The organism is Streptomyces sp. TE5632, from assembly GCF_054061295.1.
In genome coordinates this window covers 1,885,704-1,905,093 of record NZ_JBSSEA010000003.1, presented here as the reverse complement: position 1 = coordinate 1,905,093, position 19,390 = coordinate 1,885,704, and the positions used below count along the sequence as shown (strand labels likewise).

Here is a 19,390-nt window from a genome sequence, read left to right as displayed (position 1 = left end):
CGGTCCGGACGCACGCCTACGGCTGATCGGGGCGGTCGCGCTTCATGCCGAGCCGCTCCTCGGCCTGCCGCTGCCCGGCGTCGATCTGGTCCTCGTACTTCCCGCCGGTCCGCTCGTTGATCTTCTTCTCGACGGCGTCGGAGGCTTTCCTGCCCTTCTCCTGTGCCGACCTGTTGCTCTTGAACTTGTCGAAGATGCCCATCCGGAGCTCCTTCCGAGGTGACTCAGCATCGACCCTACGCGCGACATGAGAGGAATGCTCCTTTTGTGCCGATATGGTCTGGACCTCTCCCTGGCTACGGTGGACCGGGTGCGATACCGACCCTGCGCGGACGGGTAAGAAGAACGTGCAGAACAGCGGAGCAAGGGAGGGGTGCCGTGACGCGGTACTCGACGTGGGGCGGGACGGACCGTGCGGGGCGGGCCGGCGGGCGAATACGCCGCGGCGGCAAACCGGGGCTTCCGCGCCGTACGGGGACCGCGGTGTCGGCGCTGGCCGCCATGGCGCTCCTCGCCGGCTGCGAGGGTGTGGTGGACACCGGCTCCCCCGCCGGGGACAGCCCGGCGGCAGTGGACGGGCACGCCGTCAGCCCCCTGGGCAACCCGGACGGCACCGAGCCGGGCCTCGCGCCGCTGACCGGGGAGGCGGACCGGGCGGCGGCCGTCGACCTCATCGAGAAGGTGACCACCAAGGGCCGCGGACCGAGGACGGGTTACGACCGCGACGAGTTCGGCTACGCCTGGAAGGACACCGCCGACGGCGTCCCCCTCGCACGCAACGGCTGCGACACCCGGAACGACCTGCTGCAGCGCGACGGGCAGGAGGTGCGCTTCCGCTCCGGTTCCAACTGCGTGGTGGTGGCCATGACCCTGGCCGACCCGTACACCGGCAAGACCATCGAGTGGCGCAAGGAGAACGCGTCCGAGGTCCAGATAGATCACGTGGTTCCGCTCTCCTACAGCTGGCAGATGGGCTCCTCCCGCTGGTCGAAGGAGAAACGGGAGCAGTTGGCGAACGACACCCTCAACCTCATCCCGGTCGAGGGCCGCGCCAACTCCGCCAAGAGCGACTCCGGGCCCGCCTCCTGGCTCCCGCCGAACAAGCGCGTACGGTGCGCGTACGCGGTCCGCTTCGCGCAGGTCGCCGTCAAGTACGAGATGCCGGTGACCACGGCCGACAAGCGCATGATGCTGGAGCAGTGCGGCGGCTGAACTTCGGCCGCGTGCCGTAGTGGCACGCCTGCCGGACCGGCCGCCCCGCCACGCGGTCGGCGTGCGGCGTGGCGGGGCGGCGGTGACGAGCGGTGCCGGGGGTGCGGCGGTTCGACCGGCGCGCCCCCGGCACCGCCGATGCGGCCGGGCCGAGACGCCGGGAGACTCACGACGCCCGGTGCGAAGCGGGCACGGTGGGCTGTCGAGCCGGGCGGGTCGCCGTCCGCCCCGCGACGACGGCGAGCTCGTGGACCGGTACGCCCGTCGACGCCGGCACCCTGTCCCTTCGGCCCCGGGAAGGGGAGCGGTCGGAGCCGGAGACGTCACCGTCGCGAAGCCCGACGAAGGTCTCGAGGAGACGGTGGTGAAAGCGGTCAAACATGCCGTTCGGCATCTGACGCGTGACCAGCGTCCTTGTGAAACAGGGAGGTTGGTAAAGATCAACTAAAGTTGTTGATCCTGTGTAGATACTTTGTTTGATCTTTGGGGAAGCTCTCGAAAATTTGTAGGTTTCGAGAGTGAAGGCTGCCCATGCGTGTCCGCTGGGACCGTGGCCCTCGCCTGTTCCCGCCGGGCCGCACCGGCAGGCGCAGAGTGAGAGCCACGGCTCTTTCTGTCCTGGTTTCCTTCTCGTTCATGCTCACCACCGAGACGGCGGCGGCCGCCGGTGCCACGCTGCCGGCGCTGAGCATGCCCGAGTTGTCCCTGTCCGGTTTGTGGAAGTGGGTTGGCGAGTCTCCGCTGAAGACGCCCGACCAGCAAGGCGGCACCGCTCGAGGCAAGAGCCACCACGCCTCGGCCGCGGCCACCAGTGCCGAGGGTGGTGTCGGCCGCAAACCCGGTAAGGGCCGCGGCGAGTTGGACCCGTACGAGCGTCCGACGGCCCGGACCGAGACGGCCACGACCGCCAAGGCCCCCGGCACAGGGAAGAGCTTCGATCTCCGGACCAGCAAGCGTGACGCCAAGAAGTCCACGGCGACATCGGACCACTACGTCAATGCCGACGGTTCCACCACGATCCGGCACTACACCGACCGCACCAACTTCAAGACGGCGGACGGGTCCTGGAAGCCGATCGACATCAGCCTGGTCGAGAACGAGCAGGGCCGGTTCGAACAGAACGCCAACTCCTTCGACGTCGAGTTCGCCACGGACGCCGCCGACCAGCGGCTGGTCTCCCTCGACTTCGGGGGCGGCCGCAGCCTGGCGTACACACTGCGCGGCGCCCAGCAGGCCACGGCGTCCCAGGACGAGAACGGAACTCTCCTCTACGCCGATGTGCTTCCCGGCACGGACGTGCAGCTTGTCCCCATCGCCGACGGCGTCAAGGAGAACCTGGTCCTGCACTCCAGGGACGCGGCCAACTCCTGGGTGTTCCCGCTCGACCTGAAGGGCCTGACTCCGCACATCGCGGAGGACGGGAGCGTGAAGTTCACGGATGACGGCGGCAAGGTGACCGCCACCATCCCCCACGCCTTCATGGAGGATTCGGGGATCGACCCTCGCTCCGGTGAAGGCGCCCGTTCCCAGCAGGTCTCGTACGAGCTGACCACGGTGGACGGCGAGCCGGCGCTCGAGATGACCGCCGACCGGGACTGGCTGGACGACCCCGAGCGGGTCTATCCGGTCATCGTCGACCCGACGACGGTCCTTGCCGCCAGTCAGTCGACGTACGTGCAGAGCGACTACAGCGCCGACCGCTCGGCCGAGAACCAGATCAAGGTCGGGTCGTACGACGCGGGCACCACCAAGGCGAACTCGTTCCTGCAGTTCTCGTCACTGGGCTCGAAGGTCGCCGGCCAGAAGGTGTCCGCGGCGACCCTCAACGTCTGGGCGCTGTGGTCCTCGACCTGTACCGCCACGCCGTTCTCCGTGTATCCGGTGACCAAGTCGTGGTCCCCGTCGACGACCACGACGTACCCCGGCCCGGCGTACGGTTCCTCCATCGGCTCCGCCACGGTGAATCCGGGTTCCTCGTGCACCAACACCACCGGCAGCACCGGCGTCGGGGTGAAGATGCCGGTGACGCTGTCGACGTCGTGGTTCACCCAGGTCGCCACCGGTGGGGCCAACCACGGTCTCGCCCTCGCCGCGCCGACCGGCGACGGCCTGCACTGGAAGAGGTTCCACTCCGACAACTCGGCCACCACCGGTTGGCGCCCCTCACTGGACCTGACCTACACGCCGAACACCGAGCCGCAGGTCACCGCCCAGTACCCGCCGGAGAACTTCCAGGCCAACACCCTCCAGCCGGAGCTGCTCGTCTACGCGAGCGACGCCGACAAGTGGCCGAACTCCACGCTGACGTACACCTTCGAGGTGTACGACGCCGACGCCGGCAGCACCACCCCGGTCGCCACCTCCGGCTCCCTGTCCAAGGGCAGTTGGAAGATTCCCTCGGGCAAGCTCACATGGTCGAAGAACTATGTGTGGTACGTGGGGGTGAGCGACGGCTACGAGGAGGTGACGTACTCCAGCCACTTCACCACCGCCGTGCCGCAGCCGCCGGTCACCTCGGGCCTGGCCCAGAACACCGACGGCCATGAGTTCGACCCCTCGGACGGCAACTACACCACCGAGGAAACCGACGCGGACGTGGAGGTCATCGGCCCCTCGCTGCAGATCGACCGCTCGTACAACAGCCTCGACCCGCGTATCGACGGCGCTTTCGGTGCCGGCTGGTCGACGATCGCCGACATGCAGGCGGCCCAGGTCAAGAATCCGGCGGGCACGGTCACCAGCGTGATCGTCACCTACCCGGGTGGCGAGCAGGTCGCCTTCGGCCGCAACAGCGACGGCACCTTCCAGCCCCCGCTCGGCCGGTACGCCCGGCTCCAGTCGGTGACCGGCGGCTACACGCTGACGGACAAGGACTTCACGGAGTACGCCTTCAAGCAGGCGACCGCCAAGGCGGGCACGTATGCGATATCCAGCATCAAGGACTTCGCGGGCCGTACCGAGACGTTCACCTACAACACGTCCAAGCAGCTGACCAAAATCACCAACGAGACGTCCAAGCGATCACTCGGTCTGACCTGGTCGACGCCCTCCGGTGCCACCACCGCGCACGTCACCACCGTCATCACCGACCCGGCGGTCGCGGGCGACTCGTCCACGGCGCAGACCTGGACCTACGGCTACTCCGGTGACCAGCTCACCTCCGTCTGCCCGCCCGCGTCCCCGGCCAAGTGCACCACCTACACGTACGCCACCGGCAACCACTACCGCACCACGGTGCTGGACGCCGACCCGTACGCGTACTGGCGGCTCGGTGAGGCGGCCGGTGCGACCGTCGCCAAGGACACCGTCGACACCAACCAGGGCCGTTACAACGGTCTCTACCGCAACGTGACGCTGGGCAGCTCGTCCGTCCTCGCGGGCTCCACCCAGAAGACGGCCACCTTCAACGGCACCACGTCGTACGTGGAGATGCCGAGCGCCCCCGGCGCCACGCCCTCGTACATGACGGTGTCCCTGTGGTTCAGGACCACCAAGGCGGGCGGTGTCCTCTTCTACTACGGTGACAAGCCGCTGAGCGATGCCGACCCGGTGAAGAACACGACGAAGAACACCCCGGCGGTGTACGTCGGCATGGACGGCAAGCTGCGCGGCTGCCTGGCCATGTCCCCCGGCTGCATGAGCACCATCACCTCCGGTGCCACCGTCACCGACGGCCAATGGCACCAGGCGGTCCTCACCGGCCAGGCCAACAGCCAGACCCTCTACCTCGACGGCGTGGCCCAGGGCAGCCTGTCCGGCACCATCAACGACTGGGAGCAGCCCTACATCTCGCTCGGCGCCGGGGTGAACACCGACGGCTGGCCCAGCATGAACCCGAACGACAAGCTCGGGCACTACTCCGGCCAGCTGGCCGAGGTGGCGATCTACTCCGAGCCCCTCGACCCGTCGGTGATCACCGCGCAGTACCAGGCCGCCAAGCGGTCCGCCGGGCTGCTCAGCAAGATCACCACGCCCGAAGGGAAGACCCAGTCCCAGGTCGTCTACGGCACCAGCGACGACCTGGTGCAGCAGGTCACGGACGGCGACGGCGGCACCTGGAAGCTCAACCCGCCCACCGTCACCGGCTCCTCACAGGTCTACCGCTCAGCGGTGATGGGCTCCGCCCCGGCCGGCTACTGGCGTCTGGCCGACATCCTCGGCGCGCCGCAGGCCGCCAACGAGATACACACCGGACCCGGCACGTACAACACCGTCACCCAAGGTGGGGCGGGTCCGTTCGGCGCCGGTGACGTCACGGCCGCGTCCTTCAACGGCACCTCCTCGTACGCCGAGATCCCGTACGCCCCCTGGCACGGCTCCTCGGAGCGTGCCGTCGAGCTGTGGTTCAAGACCGGCAGCCCCGGTGTGATCCTGTCCGACCAGTCGCAGCCGCCGACCGGCGCCACCCCGACCGGCAGCTGGAACCCGCTGCTCTACGTGGGCGCCGACGGCAAGCTGCACGGGCACTGGTGGAGCGTCTCGGGCTCCGGCAGCACCGCCTTCGGATCGACGAAGACCGTCAACGACAACGTGTGGCACCACGCGGTCCTGTCCGCCTCGGGCACGACCCAGACCCTGTATCTCGACGGCGTCAAGCAGGCCGACTACACCGGTGAGGCGAAGGACCAGTCCAACACCCGCACCTTCGTCGGCGCCGGCTTCGGCAAGCACTGGTACAGCTCCCCCGGTGACGTGAGCTTCTTCAAGGGCTCCATCGCCGAGGTCTCCGTGTACGGCCACCCGCTGACCGAGGACCAGGTCGAGCAGCACTGGTCGGCCTACAAGGCGTCCTCCGGTATCGCCCCGGTCCGCACGGTCACGCTCACCGACCCGACCGACAAGACGCTGACCTACGTGTACGACGCGGAGATGGGCAACCGTCTGCTGGCCGCGATCGACACGAACGGCAAGCGGACGACCTACGGCTACGACACCGGTGGCTTCCTGCACACCGTGACCGACGCCAACGGCAACCGCAGCATCAACGGCCACGACGTCCGCGGCAACACGGTCTCCCAGACCGACTGCCAGGACACGGCCGCGAACAAGTGCGCCACCGAGTACTACACCTACTACCCGGACGCGACCACGGCCTTCCCGCCGATGGACCCCAGGAACGACCTGCTCCTGACCGAGCGGGACGCGCGTTCCACGTCCGCGACGGACAACACCTACCTGACCAGGTACACCTACGACGCCGGCGGCAACCTGCTGTCGGTGACCGGCCCGCCGGTGGCCGGTCACCCGAACGGCCGCACCGCCACCACGACCTACACCACGTCCTCGACTCCCGCGGCGGAGGGCGGAACGGCCGTGGCGCCGGCGGGGCTGATGGACACGGTCACCACACCGGGCGGCAAGAAGACGAAATACGTCTACTTCGCGAACGGCAACCTCGCGGAGGCCGTCGACGCCAACGGCGCGAAGGTGAAGTACACGTACGACAACCTGGGCCGGCGGACCGCGCAGACCGAGGTGTCCGACGCCCACCCGGACGGCCTGACCACCAGATGGACGTACGACAAGAACGACCAGGTGGTCACCGAGACCGGCCCCCCGGTCACCAACCGCGTCACCGGTGCGGTCCACCAGGCGAGGACCGCCACCGTCTTCGACGACGACGGCAACATCACCTCGCAGACCGTCGCCGACCTGACCGGCGGTGACGCCTCGCGTACCACGGCGATGACGTACGACGCCCACAACCGTCTCGCCTCGCGGACGGATCCGGGCGGCGGCACCACGTCGTTCGAGTACGACGGCTACGGCAACAAGGTGAAGGAGACCGACCCCGAGGGGAACGTCAACGCCTACACCTTCGACGCCGAGCGGCGGCCGCTGACCACCGTCCTGCTCAACCACACCGGGGACCCGAACAACCCCCAGGCGCCGACCACGCTGGTCCAGGAGTCGCGGGCGTACGACCCGGCCGGCCGACTCGCCTCCATCACCGACTCGATGGGCTGGGTGACGGCGTACACCTACACCGACGACGGCATGCCGGCCACGGTCGTGCGCAAGGACCCGGCGAACGGCAAGCAGTTCGTCGAACAGTCCAACACCTACGACATGGCCGGGAACCTGATCAAGCAGGTGTCCAACGACGGCCGGACCACGACCACCTTCACGGTGGACGCGGCCGACCGCGTCACGTCCTCGGTGCTCGACCCGACCGGAGCCAACCACAGCTCGAAGGTCTCCTACGACCCCGACGACAACGTCGCGACGGAGACGGAGACCGATCCGGCGACCGGTGACGTCAGCACGGTGGACACGCTGTACGACAACCTGGGCAACGTCACCGGCACAACGGTGCACGACGGGACCACCGCGCCCGTGGCCCGGTGGAAACTGTCGGAGACCAGCGGCCTCACGGCCCAGGACTCCTCCGGCGGCAACCGCAAGATGACCCTCGGCAGTGCCGTCACCCGCTCCACCGAGAAGGGCGGCGCCGCGGTCTTCAACGGCACCACGAACACCTACGGGCAGACGGACGGTCCGGCGGTGAACACCAACGGCAGCTTCACCGTTGCCGCCTGGGTGAAGTTGAGCGACACCACCGCACACCGCACCTTCGTGTCGCAGGACGGCGATGTCGACACAGCATTCAAGTTGTACTACTCGACCGCGAACGGCTGGTCCTTCAGCCGCATAACGTCCGACGACACCACCCGCACCATCGTGAACACGTCGTCGGGTAATCCGGCCGTCGCCACTGACACCTGGACCCATCTGCTCGGTGTCTACGACGCCGACGCGGGCCAGATCCGCCTGTACGTGAACGGCGCGCTCACCAACAGCAAGGCGTTCACTTCCTCGTGGGAGGCCACGGGACCGCTGCAGATCGGCCGCCGCAAGGCAGCCGGCGGCTACGGCGAGTACCACAAGGGCAGCCTCGCCGACGTCCAGGTCTACGGCGAGGCACTGACGGCGTCGCAGGTGTCCGCCGTGTACGGCGGCACGCTGCCCGCGGACGGCAGCTCGGTGCGTACCACCACCTGGAAGCTGGACCAGCGCGGTCTGCCGGTGTCGATGACCGACACAAGCGGCAACACCACCGACTACGGGTACGACGAGGCCGCCCAGCAGACCACGGTCACCGAACCGGTCGTCAACGCCGAGACGGGAGGCGGCACGTCCGTCGCCGTACGTCCGGTCTCGATGACGGGTTACAACACCTTCGGTGAGGTGACCGAGGCGTCCGACCCGCTGGGCAACGTCACGGTCACGGCCTACGACGCCGAGGGCCAGGAGACCTCGACGAGGCTGCCGGACTACACCCCGCCGGGGTCCACGACGCCGATCACGGCCACGGCCTGGAACGAGTACAACAAGCTCGGCCAGGTCACGGCCGAGGTCGACCCGCTGGGCAACCGCACGACCTACACGTACACGCAACTCGGCGACGTCGCCTCGGTCACCGAACCCGGCGGCGGCAAGTCCACCTTCACGTACGACACCAACGGCGACCTGCTGTCGGCGACCCGGCCGAACGGTGCGCGTCAGGAGTCCACGTGGGACTACCTGGGGCGTGAGCTGACCAGCACGGACATCGTGCGCCAGCCGGCGCAGCGGGCGTACACGGCGATCAACGAGTACGACGCGCCGGGCGGCGAGCTGTCCCGGTCGGTGAGCCCGGCGGGTGTGTCGGAGTCGTACAAGTACGACGCTCTCGGCGAGGTCACTGAGGTGACCGACGGCGCGGGCCAGGTGTCGAGGTTCACCTACAACATGGACGGCGAGGTCCTCACCGCGACGGATCCCGACGGCACGAGCACCAAGAACACCTACGACGGTTACGGCCAGCTGATCGCCACCAGCGACCTGGACAAGACCGGCGCTGTGCTGCGCACCAGCCGTGCCGACTACGACCGGGCGGGCAACCCGGTGTCGGTGACCGACTACCGAGGCCACACCACCACGTTCACCGTCGACGCGACGGGTCTGGTGACCAAGGCGGTCCAGCCGGTCTCGGCGACCGAGTCGATCACCACGACCTTCGGCTACGACGCGGCGGGCAACCGCACGCGCTTCACCGACGGCCGCGGCAACCCGTTCGTCACCACGTACAACACCTGGGGGCTGCCCGAGTCGCTGATCGAGCCGTCCACCCCGGCCCACCCGGACCCGGCGGACCGCACCTTCACCACGGTGTACGACGCGGGCGGTCGGCCCGAGGAGCTGCGCTCCCCGGGCGGCGTGGTCATCGCCAACGAGTACGACGCCAAGAGCCGGCTGACCCGGCAGGCCGGTAGGGGTGCGGAGGCCGAAACGGTCGACCACACCTACGCGTACGACTCCGACGACCGCGTCACGGCCGTCGCGGGGACGGACACGGATCTGAACACCTTCGCCTACGACGACCGGGGTCTGCTGCTGTCGACGTCCGGCCCGTCGGGAACCTCGTCGTTCACCTATGACGGCGACGGGGCGATGACGTCGCGGAAGGACGCGTCGGGCACGTCGACCTACGGGTACGACTCGGCGGGCCGGCTGAAGACGGTCGACGACGGGGCCACCGGCTCCAAGATGACCTACAGCTACGACGTCAACAGCAAGGTCACGCAGATCGACCACGGCACCGGCAAGGCCGGGCGGACGTTCTCCTACGACGCGTTGGAGCGGATGACCAGCGACAAGCTGACCTCGCCCACCGGCAAGGTGCTGTCCTCCTTCACGTACGGCTGGGACGACAACGACAACCTGACGTCGAAGGTGACGGCCGGGGTGGCGGGGGCGTCCGCGAACACGTACACGTACGACTGGGCGGACCGGCTGACGTCCTGGAACAACGGGATGACCACGGAGGCCTACGGCTACGACGCCTCCGGCAACCGCACGCGGGTGGCCGGCGACACGTACACGTACGACGCGCGCAACCGGCTCACCTCGGACGGGCACAACACGTACACCTACACCTCGCGCGGCACACTGCGCACGATCACGGACGAGGGCGGGACCCAGACACCGCTCAGGGCCGATGCCTTCAACCGTGTGATCAGCGAGGGCGAGCGGAGGTACGCCTACGACGGCTTGGACCGGGTCCTGAACGCCAGGGACGAGACCGGTGCCGAGGTCTTCGCGTTCGAGTACAGCGGCGCCGGGAACGATGTGGCCTTCGACGGTGTGGCGTCCTACAGCCGCAACGTGGACGGCTCGCTGGTGGGCGTGAGGAACGGCTCGTCGTCGGTGCTGGCGCTGACCGACATCCACGACGACGTGGTGGCCCAGTTCACCGAGAGCGGTGAGGCGCTGACGGGTTCGACGTCCTACACGCCGTTCGGCAAGGTCGCCCTCTCCGCCGGGATGCAGGGCAACCTGGGCTACCAGTCCGGCTGGACCGACCCGGCGACCGCGAAGGTCAACATGGCCGCGCGCTGGTACTCGCCGCAGACCGGCCAGTTCAACAGCCGCGACACCGTCGGCAACAACCCGCTGCCGGCGTCGGTGAACGCCAACCGGTACGCGTACGCCAACCAGAACCCGATGACGGGCGTGGACCCGACCGGCCACTGGTTCGAGTTCGCGAAGAAGGCCGTCAAGAAGGTCGCCAAGAAGGTCACCAAGAAGGTCAAGAAGGTCGCCAAGTCGGCCTGGAAGAAGACCAAGAGGACGGTCAAGAAGGCCGCCAAGAAGGTGAGCAAGGCGGTCAAGGCGGTCAAGAAGGCCGTCAAGAAGACCGTACGCAAGGCGCAGCGCACGGTCCGCAAGGCGGTGCGCTATGTGAGCGACAGCGTCAAGAAGGTCAAGAGATACGTCAAACACACCTATAAAAAGGTCAAACGCCAGGTCCACAAGGTCGTCCACCACGTCAAACAGACAGCGAAGAAGGCCGCCAAGGCCGTCAAACACGTAGCTGGGAAAGCGGTCAAGGCGGTCAAGAAGGCCGTCAAGAAGATCGGCAGAGGCGTCAAGAAGGCCGCCAAGGCCTCGGCCAACTTCGTCAAGCAGCACGCCGCGACCATCGTCTCGGTCGCGGTCGGCGTGGCGGTCTTCACCGGCTGCACCGCCGGCTCCTTCGGCGTCGGTGTGATCGGCTGCGCGGCACTGGCGGGCGCCGCGGCCAACGGGGTCGGCTACCTGATGAGCGACGGCCCCAAGACCCTCGGCGGCCTCGCCGGCGCGGTCGCCATCGGCGGCGTCACCGGCGCCGCGGGCGGTGTGGTCGGCGGCGCGGCCTCCGGCGCGGTGGGCCGCCTGCTCGCCAACGCCGGCGGCAAGGTCGCCCAGGGCGCGGCCATGGGCGCCGCCGGCGGAGCCGCGGAAGGCGCCGTCGGCTACGGCATCTCCTGCGCGGCCAGCGATGAGGGCTGCAGCGCTTCCGGCGCGGCCAAGGCCACCGCGGTCGGCGCCGTGGCCGGTGGCATCTTCGGCGCGGCGGCCAGCAAGTTCGGCCGCAAGGGCTGCACCCCGCACAGCTTCACCGGCTCCACCGGCGTCCTGATGGCCAACGCCCTCACCAAGCCGATCTCCCAGGTCAAGGCCGGCGACTACGTCCTGACCGCCGAACCCGGCAAGAAGAAGAAGGAGAAGCACCGCGTCAAGGCGGTGATCGTCACCACGACCGACCGCAACTACGTCGACGTCGTCGTCGACACCAAGGCCGGCCCCAAGACGATCCAGACCACCAAGCACCACCAGTTCTACGAGGCCGGCCGCGACACCTGGACCCAGGCCGGCGACCTCAAGGCCGGCCACACACTCCAGAACGCCGACGGCGCCCCGACCACGATCGTCAAGGTCAAGGCATACACGGCGACCCGTGTCACCTACGACCTGAGCATCGACGGCCTGCACACCTACCACGTGCTCGCAGGCGACACTCCGGTCCTCGTCCACAATACGAACGGAGGCGGCAAAGAAACCTGCCCGACTAACATCACGGTTGGCTGGGAGCCAGGGATGCCCAAGTCCCAGTTCAAGGTCAAGGCAGACGCACTCAAGCAACTCAGTGACGAGGGAAAACTTTTCAAAGCCCCCAATCCGCTTCCGCCGCGAGTCGGCATCGAGCGGGGCTACAAGCAGGAATTCTTCAGGAAGGTTTATGCTCAATACAATGACAAGAACCCGGAGTTCGTTGCGGCGGCCCGTCGAAGGATCTTCGGAAACATGAACCCGGATCACGTCTGGGAGCTTCAGTTGGGCGGTCCTGACAGCGTAGATAATCTCCATATGCTCGATGCCCACACCAATCAGGTAATAGGTAGACAGATTAGGCAACAGATCATGAAACTGCCAGACTATACACCCATATCTGTCACCATTCAGGGGCCCTAGTGATTACAGATGAGTTCAGGCGAACCCTTTCGAGGGTCCGTGAAGCCATTGATTCCAGCGCCGAGTTGAGTATCTTCAACTCTGTTCCGGCCGGCGTTTCTCGGCGGCCGGAGTTGGATGCTCCGGAGGAGTATCTGGAATTCTTGCTGGCTGCTGATGGGGCCATCATGGGGTCAGTGGTGATCCTCGATAGGAAGTTCGTGGTGAAGGCGCAGGCATTGATTTCGCCAGGCATGGTCGAGATTCCTGAGGATCCAGGTAGCTGGTTCGTCGTTGGAAAGATCAATGAGAACCCTGTGCTGATCAACCGGCAAGATGGCTCGATTTGGGCCTACCCTGACATGTTGACTTCCTGGTGGGAGAGTCACCGATTCGAGAGAGTGGCGGACAGTCTTGCCGAGTTTGTATTGCATTACGGACTCGGCTCTGGCTACCTGCGACTCGTAAACTCCTCAGAGTCTGATGAGTGGTGGCTTTTGTTGCGCCGGTTGGGGTATGCGTAGAGGATCCGCGGTCCCGAAGGTCACGGATCCTTCTTTCTCCTGGTCCTTGTCAAGGCGTGAGCCGGCCGTCAAGTGGCGGCCGGAAACTGAGTGATCCTGTTCCACCGGTGGCGCTCAACCACAAGGCGAAACCTCAGGTAAAGGTATCTGCGGCGTCGCTTCAGACAGTCCGTCACTCACGACCTTCCTCGACGCGGCTGCAAGGAGGTTCAGCAAACCTTCTTGATCTTATTCCTGGAACGGCCCGCCGTTTCATCGGCGGGCCTTACAGGTTATCGGGCCCCATTTTCGACAGTCCAGCTGTTCGGGATGATTAAGATTAACTAGACAGGAAGGAGGGTTTAAACGGCCCTCTCGAAATCTATCGAAAATCTCTGGCGAGAGGTGGATAAGCTGAATCGCCCGGTTGTCTCACTTCGGGTTCCAGGTATCACCACTGGCGAATTGGAGCACACCTTCGGCGCCTCTCTTCCCAGCGATGTCGCCACGTGGTTCGGCTGGTGCAACGGCGTCGAGTGGCATCCGGATCAGATTCAGGATGACGCCGCACTGATTCCGGGATACGAACCTCTTTCGGCAAGCGATGCTGCCGCCGTCAAGGCGTCTTACGGTATCGGGGATCCCCTTCTGGGGGAGAACTGGTTTCCACTGCTTGCCACTGGTGGTGGAGATTTCTACGCGGCCATCCATGAGCCTTCGTCAATTTCGTCACGCGTAGTCAGCGTCATGATCGGCGGAGAATCAAGAATGGCGTACGGAAGCCTGGAACAGATGACGAACACTTTCCGGGAACTTTACCAAACTGGTGTGTTCTTCGTGGCCGAGGATGGAACCCTCGACGCGGACGACGATCAGTGGATCGCGATCGAGACGAACTCCCGACCGGACGGCACATGAGTACAGTGACGAAGTGACACCAGAGCCCCAACCGAACTTTCCGGCTGGGGCTCTTCATTTTCAGAGGAGGCGAATAACCCGTACGCCGCCTCTCGCCCGGTTAGCCTCGCGCTTTCATGAAGCGGGCTGTCCGGCAGGCGGTCAGGAAAGCAGAAAGCGCCTCTGACCAGCAAGAATGAGGATCGTCGAGGTCCTTGCTCCCGCCGAAAGCAGAGGAACTTCCCAGGTGAAGCACTCTATCGGGTCCTCCCCCCCGGGTCCGCGTCCAGGACGACGGCCGCCAGGCCATATCCCAGGCTCTGGCGCCGTGGCGCACACCGCGGGCCGTTTACGACCCTGGCAAGGCCCTCCTGGACCTCGCCCTGGCGGTCGCACTGGGCGGGGACTGCCTCTCGGACGTCGCGATGCTGCGGTGTGAGCCGGCCGTCTTCGGCCCGGTCGCCTCCGACCCGGCCGTCTCCCGCCTGATCGACACCCTCGCGGCCTCCGGCGAGAAAGCCCTGCAGGCCATCCGGTCCGCGCGGTCCGAAGTCCGTCATCGTGCCTGGCCGTTGGCGGGCAAGCACGCCCCGGACGCCGACGGTCAGGTCGTATTCGATCTCGACGGCGTCCTCGTGATCGCGCACTCGGAGAAGGAGGACGCGGCCGCGACCGGGAAGAAGACCTATGGGCATCGCCCGCTGACGGCCTTCGTCGACCACGGACCGGGCGGAACCGGTGAGCCGGTCGCCGCCTTCCTCGGCCCGGGAAACGCGGGCTCGAACACGGCCGCCGATCACATCACCACCGCCCACCTGGCCCTGGCCCGACTGCCCAAGCACTACCGGCGAGGGTGCCGGACGCTGATCCGCTGCGACTCCGCGGGCGGCACTCACGACTTCGTGTGCTGGCTCGCGAAGCGGGGCCGGTGGCTGTCCTACCCGGTCGGCATGGTGATCACCGACACCGTCCACCGGCATGTGCTGAAGATCCCGGCCCCGGCCTGGGCGCCGGCCGTCGAGGCCGGCGGCACGGTCCGCGACGGGGCCTGGGGCGCCGAGCTCACCGGCAGCCTGCTGGACGGCCGGCCGAAGGGCATGCGGCTGATCGTCCGCAAGGAACGACCGCATCCCGGGGCCCAGTTGAGAATCACCGACGCGGACGGCATGCGGATCACGTGCTTCGCCACCAACACCCCTGACCGGCCGATCGCCGAGCTCGAGCTCCGTCACCGGCTGCGGGCCCGCGCCGAGGACCGGATCCGGGCCGCCCGGTCCACCTGCCTGCGCAACCTGCCCCTCCGCCACACCGCGCAGAACAAGATCTGGCTGGAGATCGTCCAGATCGCTCTCGACCTGTCGGCTGGGGGTACCCCCGGACGGAGTCTGTGGGAGGCTGCCCATGCTTGCCCTGACCGGCAAGGCCAGGCTCTGGGAGCCCCGCCGTCTGCGGTTCCGCCTGCTCTTCGCGGCCGCCCAGCTCGTCACCACCGGCCGGCGCCGGATCCTTCGCCTCACCCGCCACTGGCCCTGGACACGTGAGATCACAGGCGCCCTCGAACGACTCATGCTCCTGCCGAACCCCGGCTGACCAGCGGATTCGCCTGTCCCTACGAAAAGAAGACCCAGCCCGGAGCAGTAGAATCCGGCGTCCACCCGAGACGACGCTCGGGCCCACGGCCTGCCCACCAACAGCCAAGAAAGATCGAGGCTAAGGGGATCTGATGAATCTTTGGGATGCTGAGGTTGGGCGATTCGAGGATAAACTTTTGGAGTGTTCTGTCGATTCTCTGCGAAATCTCGGCCTGCGGGTCATCGAGGAGACGGTGAGGGTCTACGGACAGCCTCTGGAGGAGGTGTTTGACCAAGCGACAGTGACCCTTTTTCGGAATGCTCTCGAAGAGTTCCACCTCTTCGCGGGCTCCGTGGTGGGAGTTTCGGGAAGGTGGGACCAACTGTTCGCGGATGCCTATGACTGGCAGGACAGCAAGTCCCCTTTTACGGCGGCCTCGCTGTGTCAAGCGCTGGCGCAATACGCTGACTTCATCCTCGGAGGGGGTAATTCGGAGGAGGAAATCCTAGAAGTTCTCTCCTCGTGCTATGAGTCGGTGCTCTCCTTTGCTGCGCTCGGCCGAAAGGTCACTGTTGATGCCGAGCGGGAAAGTTCCCACTGTCGGCAGGCAGTCGATCTTCAGTTGACGGCGATCCAGGATGTTTGCGGAATCTCTTGAGGTCTGCAGCTTCGGTCCCGGAGCGCAGCTGCCTCGTGCGCCGGAATCTGGCCTTATCATGCTGAAGTGGCAGACGAACTTACTAGTATCACAGCAACTACTGTGGCTCTTTTGGAGTCCCTGAGAGGAAGGGATCCGGATGTCGCTGGTCGGCTCGCCGAGATTCTTCCACGGCTCAGGGCGGCGGCAGGGTCGGGCGAAATGGATGCCCAGAATGCACTCGGAGGGATTCTCCTCGAGTTTGAGGGGAATCCTTCCGATGCTGCTTTCTGGTTCAAGAAGGCTGCTGACCGAGGCAGTGCCACGGGAAAGCGAAGCCTGGGACATCTCTATGCGAACGGGCTGGGAGTCCCGCAGGATCTCGCGGAGGCTGAACGGTTGTTCAAAGAAGCTGCCGACCAGGGGGACGCCTACGCGCAGTTCAATCTGGCGCAGCTGTGGTGGGGGAAGCGCGACCCTCATATGATCGCCGAGCTGCTGCGGTCGGCGGGGGAGGGAGGCGTCGACGACGCCTATGTCGTCCTCGGTGATTTGCTCGCGGCCATGGACCAGGATGCCGAGGCGCTGCGCTGTTATCTGAAGGCCGCCGAGTCCGGCCATGACGGGGCGATGTACGTTGCTGCCTGCTGGTACCGGGACGGCACTGCCGGACGCCCGGACAAGGTCGAGGCCCTGAAGTGGTTTTTCAAGGTACTCAAAGCCGGAAACGCCGACGGGCTGCACGAGGCGATCACCGTAGCGCGCGGCATGAGCGACCAGGAGATCCGCAGTGCCGGGAACCTGGCGGGCTGCCCCGGGGAAGCCGAGGCGATGGTGGGGACGGTACAGAAGTACCGCTGACGCGCGACCGTCCCCCGGCGGCCGGGGCTGCTGAGCCTGGCCGGCCGATGCAGCCGTCCGCGGCATGTCCGACAGCTTCGACGCCGCGTGGGCGCGGCACCCCCGTACACCAGGAAGACTGAGGGTTTTCAGGGTGGCCCCCGGACGGGTGACGGCGGGACCGTAGGCAACGGACAGGGCTCCCGTGCCGTTGAGGGAGGTGTCTAGATCTCAACTCTCCAGCTCAGGAGCCCTGTTGATCCCGTATCCTGCCGCACTCGACCTGCCGCACGCACTCGTGGAGTGGGGGACGATGCTGATCGTCACCCGTGAGGGTGACCGACGCTGTACACTCCGGCCGTCCGAGCGTGCGGTGATCGCTCTGGCATACCTGCGCCGACACGACCCCCTGGCTCAACTCGCCGCGGGTTTCCGTATTTCCGTCGGCACCGCCCACGCCTACGTCACCACGGGCGTCGAGCACCCGGCCGCCAAAGCGCCGGGCCTGCTGAAGGTCCTACGCGAGTCAGACCCCGACCACGTTCTCCTGGACGGCACGCTCGCCGAGTGCGACCGGGTCGGCGACGGACGCGCGGACTGTTCGACGAGGCACCAGCGGCACGGTGTGAACGTGCGGGTCATCGCGGATCCGGCCGGTCGCATGCTGTGGCTCTCACCCGCCCTGCCCGGTCGGACGCACGACCTGACCGCCCCCAGCCCGCACCCACAAGATCATCAGAATCTGCGAGCGCCAGCGCGTCCCCGTCCTCGCCGACATGGCCTACCATCGGCGCGGGCGAGTAGGTCACCGCCCCCAAACGCCGGCCGCCCCAGGGCGAATTCACCCCGACCGAGCAGACGGTCAACCGGGCCTTGTCCGCCGTCCGCGTACCCTCGAACGAGGAATCGCCCGCCTGAAATCCTGGCGAATCTTCCGCAGAGCCCGATGCAGCCCCAACCGCATGACGTCAATCACCGAGGCCGTCCTCACCCTGGAGCGGCACTGCTGAAAACCCTCACTGACGACCGCGAAAGTGCCCGAGGGGACAAGGAGGGGTGAAGGTGAGATTCTCAACCGAGGCGGAGCAGTTGCTCCGCGACGTCGGATGGCGTCCTGAACGCAAGGTGGATATTTCCTCGTGGCGTACCCAGCTTGAAGCCGGCGGCTACCGCATGCACGAATCCGCAGAGGCCTTCCTCTCGGAATTCGGCGGCCTGGCGTTCGACATCAGTGGTCCTGGAATTTCCTGCGCGTGCGAGCCGTTCGAACTGGATCCGACGCTGGCGGACGGCGAGCACGACAGGTTCACTGAGTGGGGTGAAGAGGTCGGGAGGTCACTCTTCCCGATCGGCGAAGGCGACCAAGGTCGCTACTTCCTGGCCATTGACGAGACCGGGGAGATTTACCTCGTGGCGGACTGGGTAGCGAGCCTCGGTACCCATGTCCAAGCTCTGGAAGGGCTGCTCCTCGGAATCGCCCCGACCGTTGTCGCGGAGGAGTAGTGGCTGAATAACCTAGCACTCCAGCTGTAGGTCGTGATCTCACGTGGTGTCGTGGGTGCTTCGGTTGGCGCGGGCTGGTGTCCAACCTCAGCTTGGTGGGGTTTGAGGCCGGCGCGCCGTCTGGCAGGCCCTACTCGTTCCTCTCGTGCTCGGGTGGCCAGCCGATGACGCCTTCCGTTTGAACATTGCGCAGGGTCGCTCCGTCGAACCGGGCCCCGGTGACGTCGGTCAGCCCGAGCGGGGACAGACCGGTGTTCACGCTTCCGAGTCTGGCGCCGGTCAGATCGGTGTCGCGCAGGTCAGCACCCCGTAGATCGCATCCGGCCAGGCTGACCTCGCGCAGTGAAGCCCCGCGCAGGTCTGCGCCACTGAGGTCGCAGAGCTTGAACCAGCACCCGTCCAGGGTGGCGTGGCGTAGATCTGTCCCGCTGAACGAGCAGCGGGTGAACCGCAGCCGTGACGTGCGAGTGGAAGCAAGGTTCTGGCCGGTGAAGTCCTCACGGTTCACGGCCGCATGGCTGTGCAGCGCGGCAAGTCGTTGTCTCGCGGTCGGTGACGTGGTCATGTGCGCCAGGGTGTCAGCCGGGTCGGTGGCCGTCGCCCGGATTTCCGACGGTTCGCCGCCCGCCAGTCGATCACACAGGTCCAGGCTGGTCCGGGAACGGGTACGGCCACCGTTGATCATCGTGAGTTGTGTGGACTGACGAAGAGACGGTGGCCGCGGGTCACAGCATAGATCCCGCGTGGTGACGGGAGGTGTTCGAGGGCCTGATGGGGCGGGTCGCGGGCCGGTTCAAGCAAGTTGAGCCCCGGCGCCGGGCCGGGCGGCTGGTGCTGGGGCTGCTGTCGGACCTGCCGCGGAAGAACTGCTGGACGATCGCGGAGTGGGCCCGGGAGGCCGGCCCGCACGGCATGCAGCATCTGCTGTGCCGGGCCGTCTGGGACGCCGACGCCTACGGCTGCTGTGGCC

The 19,390-nt window shown here is 66.7% G+C and carries 9 protein-coding genes and 3 pseudogenes; 10 read left to right on the top strand and 2 right to left on the bottom strand.

Annotated features, from left to right (window positions below; genetic code table 11):
- Positions 1-16 precede the first annotated feature (16 nt).
- Positions 17-202: an antitoxin gene (locus tag ACVW19_RS13655; protein WP_457459621.1), complete on the bottom strand. Its 186-nt coding sequence runs from the start codon at positions 200-202 to the stop codon at positions 17-19.
- A 299-nt stretch (positions 203-501) separates the two neighbouring features.
- On the opposite strand from ACVW19_RS13655, the gene ACVW19_RS13650 reads away from it, so the two are divergent.
- The 9 genes and pseudogenes from ACVW19_RS13650 to ACVW19_RS13610 all read left to right on the top strand — a co-directional run bounded on the left by ACVW19_RS13650 (position 502) and on the right by ACVW19_RS13610 (position 18,420).
- On the top strand, positions 502-1,212 hold the full coding sequence (locus ACVW19_RS13650) for an HNH endonuclease family protein (protein WP_457464597.1): 711 nt from the start codon (positions 502-504) through the stop codon (positions 1,210-1,212).
- Between the two features lie 636 nt (positions 1,213-1,848).
- On the top strand, positions 1,849-12,489 hold the full coding sequence (locus ACVW19_RS13645; RefSeq protein ID WP_457459620.1) for a LamG-like jellyroll fold domain-containing protein: 10,641 nt from the start codon (positions 1,849-1,851) through the stop codon (positions 12,487-12,489).
- A complete protein-coding gene (locus ACVW19_RS13640; RefSeq protein ID WP_457459618.1) occupies positions 12,489-12,992 on the top strand; it encodes a hypothetical protein in 504 nt (167 codons plus the stop codon). The genes ACVW19_RS13645 and ACVW19_RS13640 overlap by 1 nt, the downstream gene beginning before the upstream one ends.
- 384 nt (positions 12,993-13,376) lie before the next feature.
- Positions 13,377-13,889 (top strand): hypothetical protein, encoded by a 513-nt coding sequence (locus ACVW19_RS13635; protein ID WP_457459616.1) that lies wholly within the window; start codon positions 13,377-13,379, stop codon positions 13,887-13,889.
- Positions 13,890-14,115: 226 nt separating this feature from the next.
- Positions 14,116-15,458: pseudogene (locus ACVW19_RS13630) on the top strand (IS1380 family transposase).
- A gap of 133 nt (positions 15,459-15,591) precedes the next feature.
- A complete protein-coding gene (locus ACVW19_RS13625; RefSeq protein ID WP_457459614.1) occupies positions 15,592-16,098 on the top strand; it encodes a hypothetical protein in 507 nt (168 codons plus the stop codon).
- 66 nt (positions 16,099-16,164) lie between these two features.
- The gene (locus tag ACVW19_RS13620) at positions 16,165-16,938 is read left to right on the top strand and encodes a tetratricopeptide repeat protein (RefSeq protein ID WP_457459612.1); all 774 of its coding nucleotides are present in this window, start codon (positions 16,165-16,167) and stop codon (positions 16,936-16,938) included.
- A 235-nt stretch (positions 16,939-17,173) separates the two neighbouring features.
- Positions 17,174-17,927, top strand: a pseudogene (locus tag ACVW19_RS13615) (transposase family protein).
- 52 nt (positions 17,928-17,979) lie between these two features.
- A complete protein-coding gene (locus tag ACVW19_RS13610) occupies positions 17,980-18,420 on the top strand; it encodes an SUKH-3 domain-containing protein (protein ID WP_457459611.1) in 441 nt (146 codons plus the stop codon).
- 130 nt (positions 18,421-18,550) lie between these two features.
- Here the strand turns inward: ACVW19_RS13610 and ACVW19_RS13605 are convergent, their stop codons facing one another.
- On the bottom strand, positions 18,551-18,985 hold the full coding sequence (locus ACVW19_RS13605; protein WP_457459609.1) for a pentapeptide repeat-containing protein: 435 nt from the start codon (positions 18,983-18,985) through the stop codon (positions 18,551-18,553).
- Between the two features lie 206 nt (positions 18,986-19,191).
- Here ACVW19_RS13605 and ACVW19_RS13600 point away from each other — a divergent pair.
- Positions 19,192-19,374 (top strand): annotated as a pseudogene (locus ACVW19_RS13600) (IS701 family transposase); the annotation flags it as partial.
- Between the last annotated feature and the right edge of the window lie 16 nt (positions 19,375-19,390).

Bases quoted from the DNA above. Each gene is read 5' to 3' on its own strand.
- ACVW19_RS13655 (WP_457459621.1), bottom strand. From the start codon at position 202: ATGGGCATCTTCGACAAGTTCAAGAGCAACAGGTCGGCACAGGAGAAG.
- ACVW19_RS13650 (WP_457464597.1), top strand. From the start codon at position 502: ATGGCGCTCCTCGCCGGCTGCGAGGGTGTGGTGGACACCGGCTCCCCC.
- ACVW19_RS13645 (WP_457459620.1), top strand. From the start codon at position 1,849: ATGCTCACCACCGAGACGGCGGCGGCCGCCGGTGCCACGCTGCCGGCG.
- ACVW19_RS13625 (WP_457459614.1), top strand. From the start codon at position 15,592: ATGAATCTTTGGGATGCTGAGGTTGGGCGATTCGAGGATAAACTTTTG.
- ACVW19_RS13605 (WP_457459609.1), bottom strand. From the start codon at position 18,985: ATGACCACGTCACCGACCGCGAGACAACGACTTGCCGCGCTGCACAGC.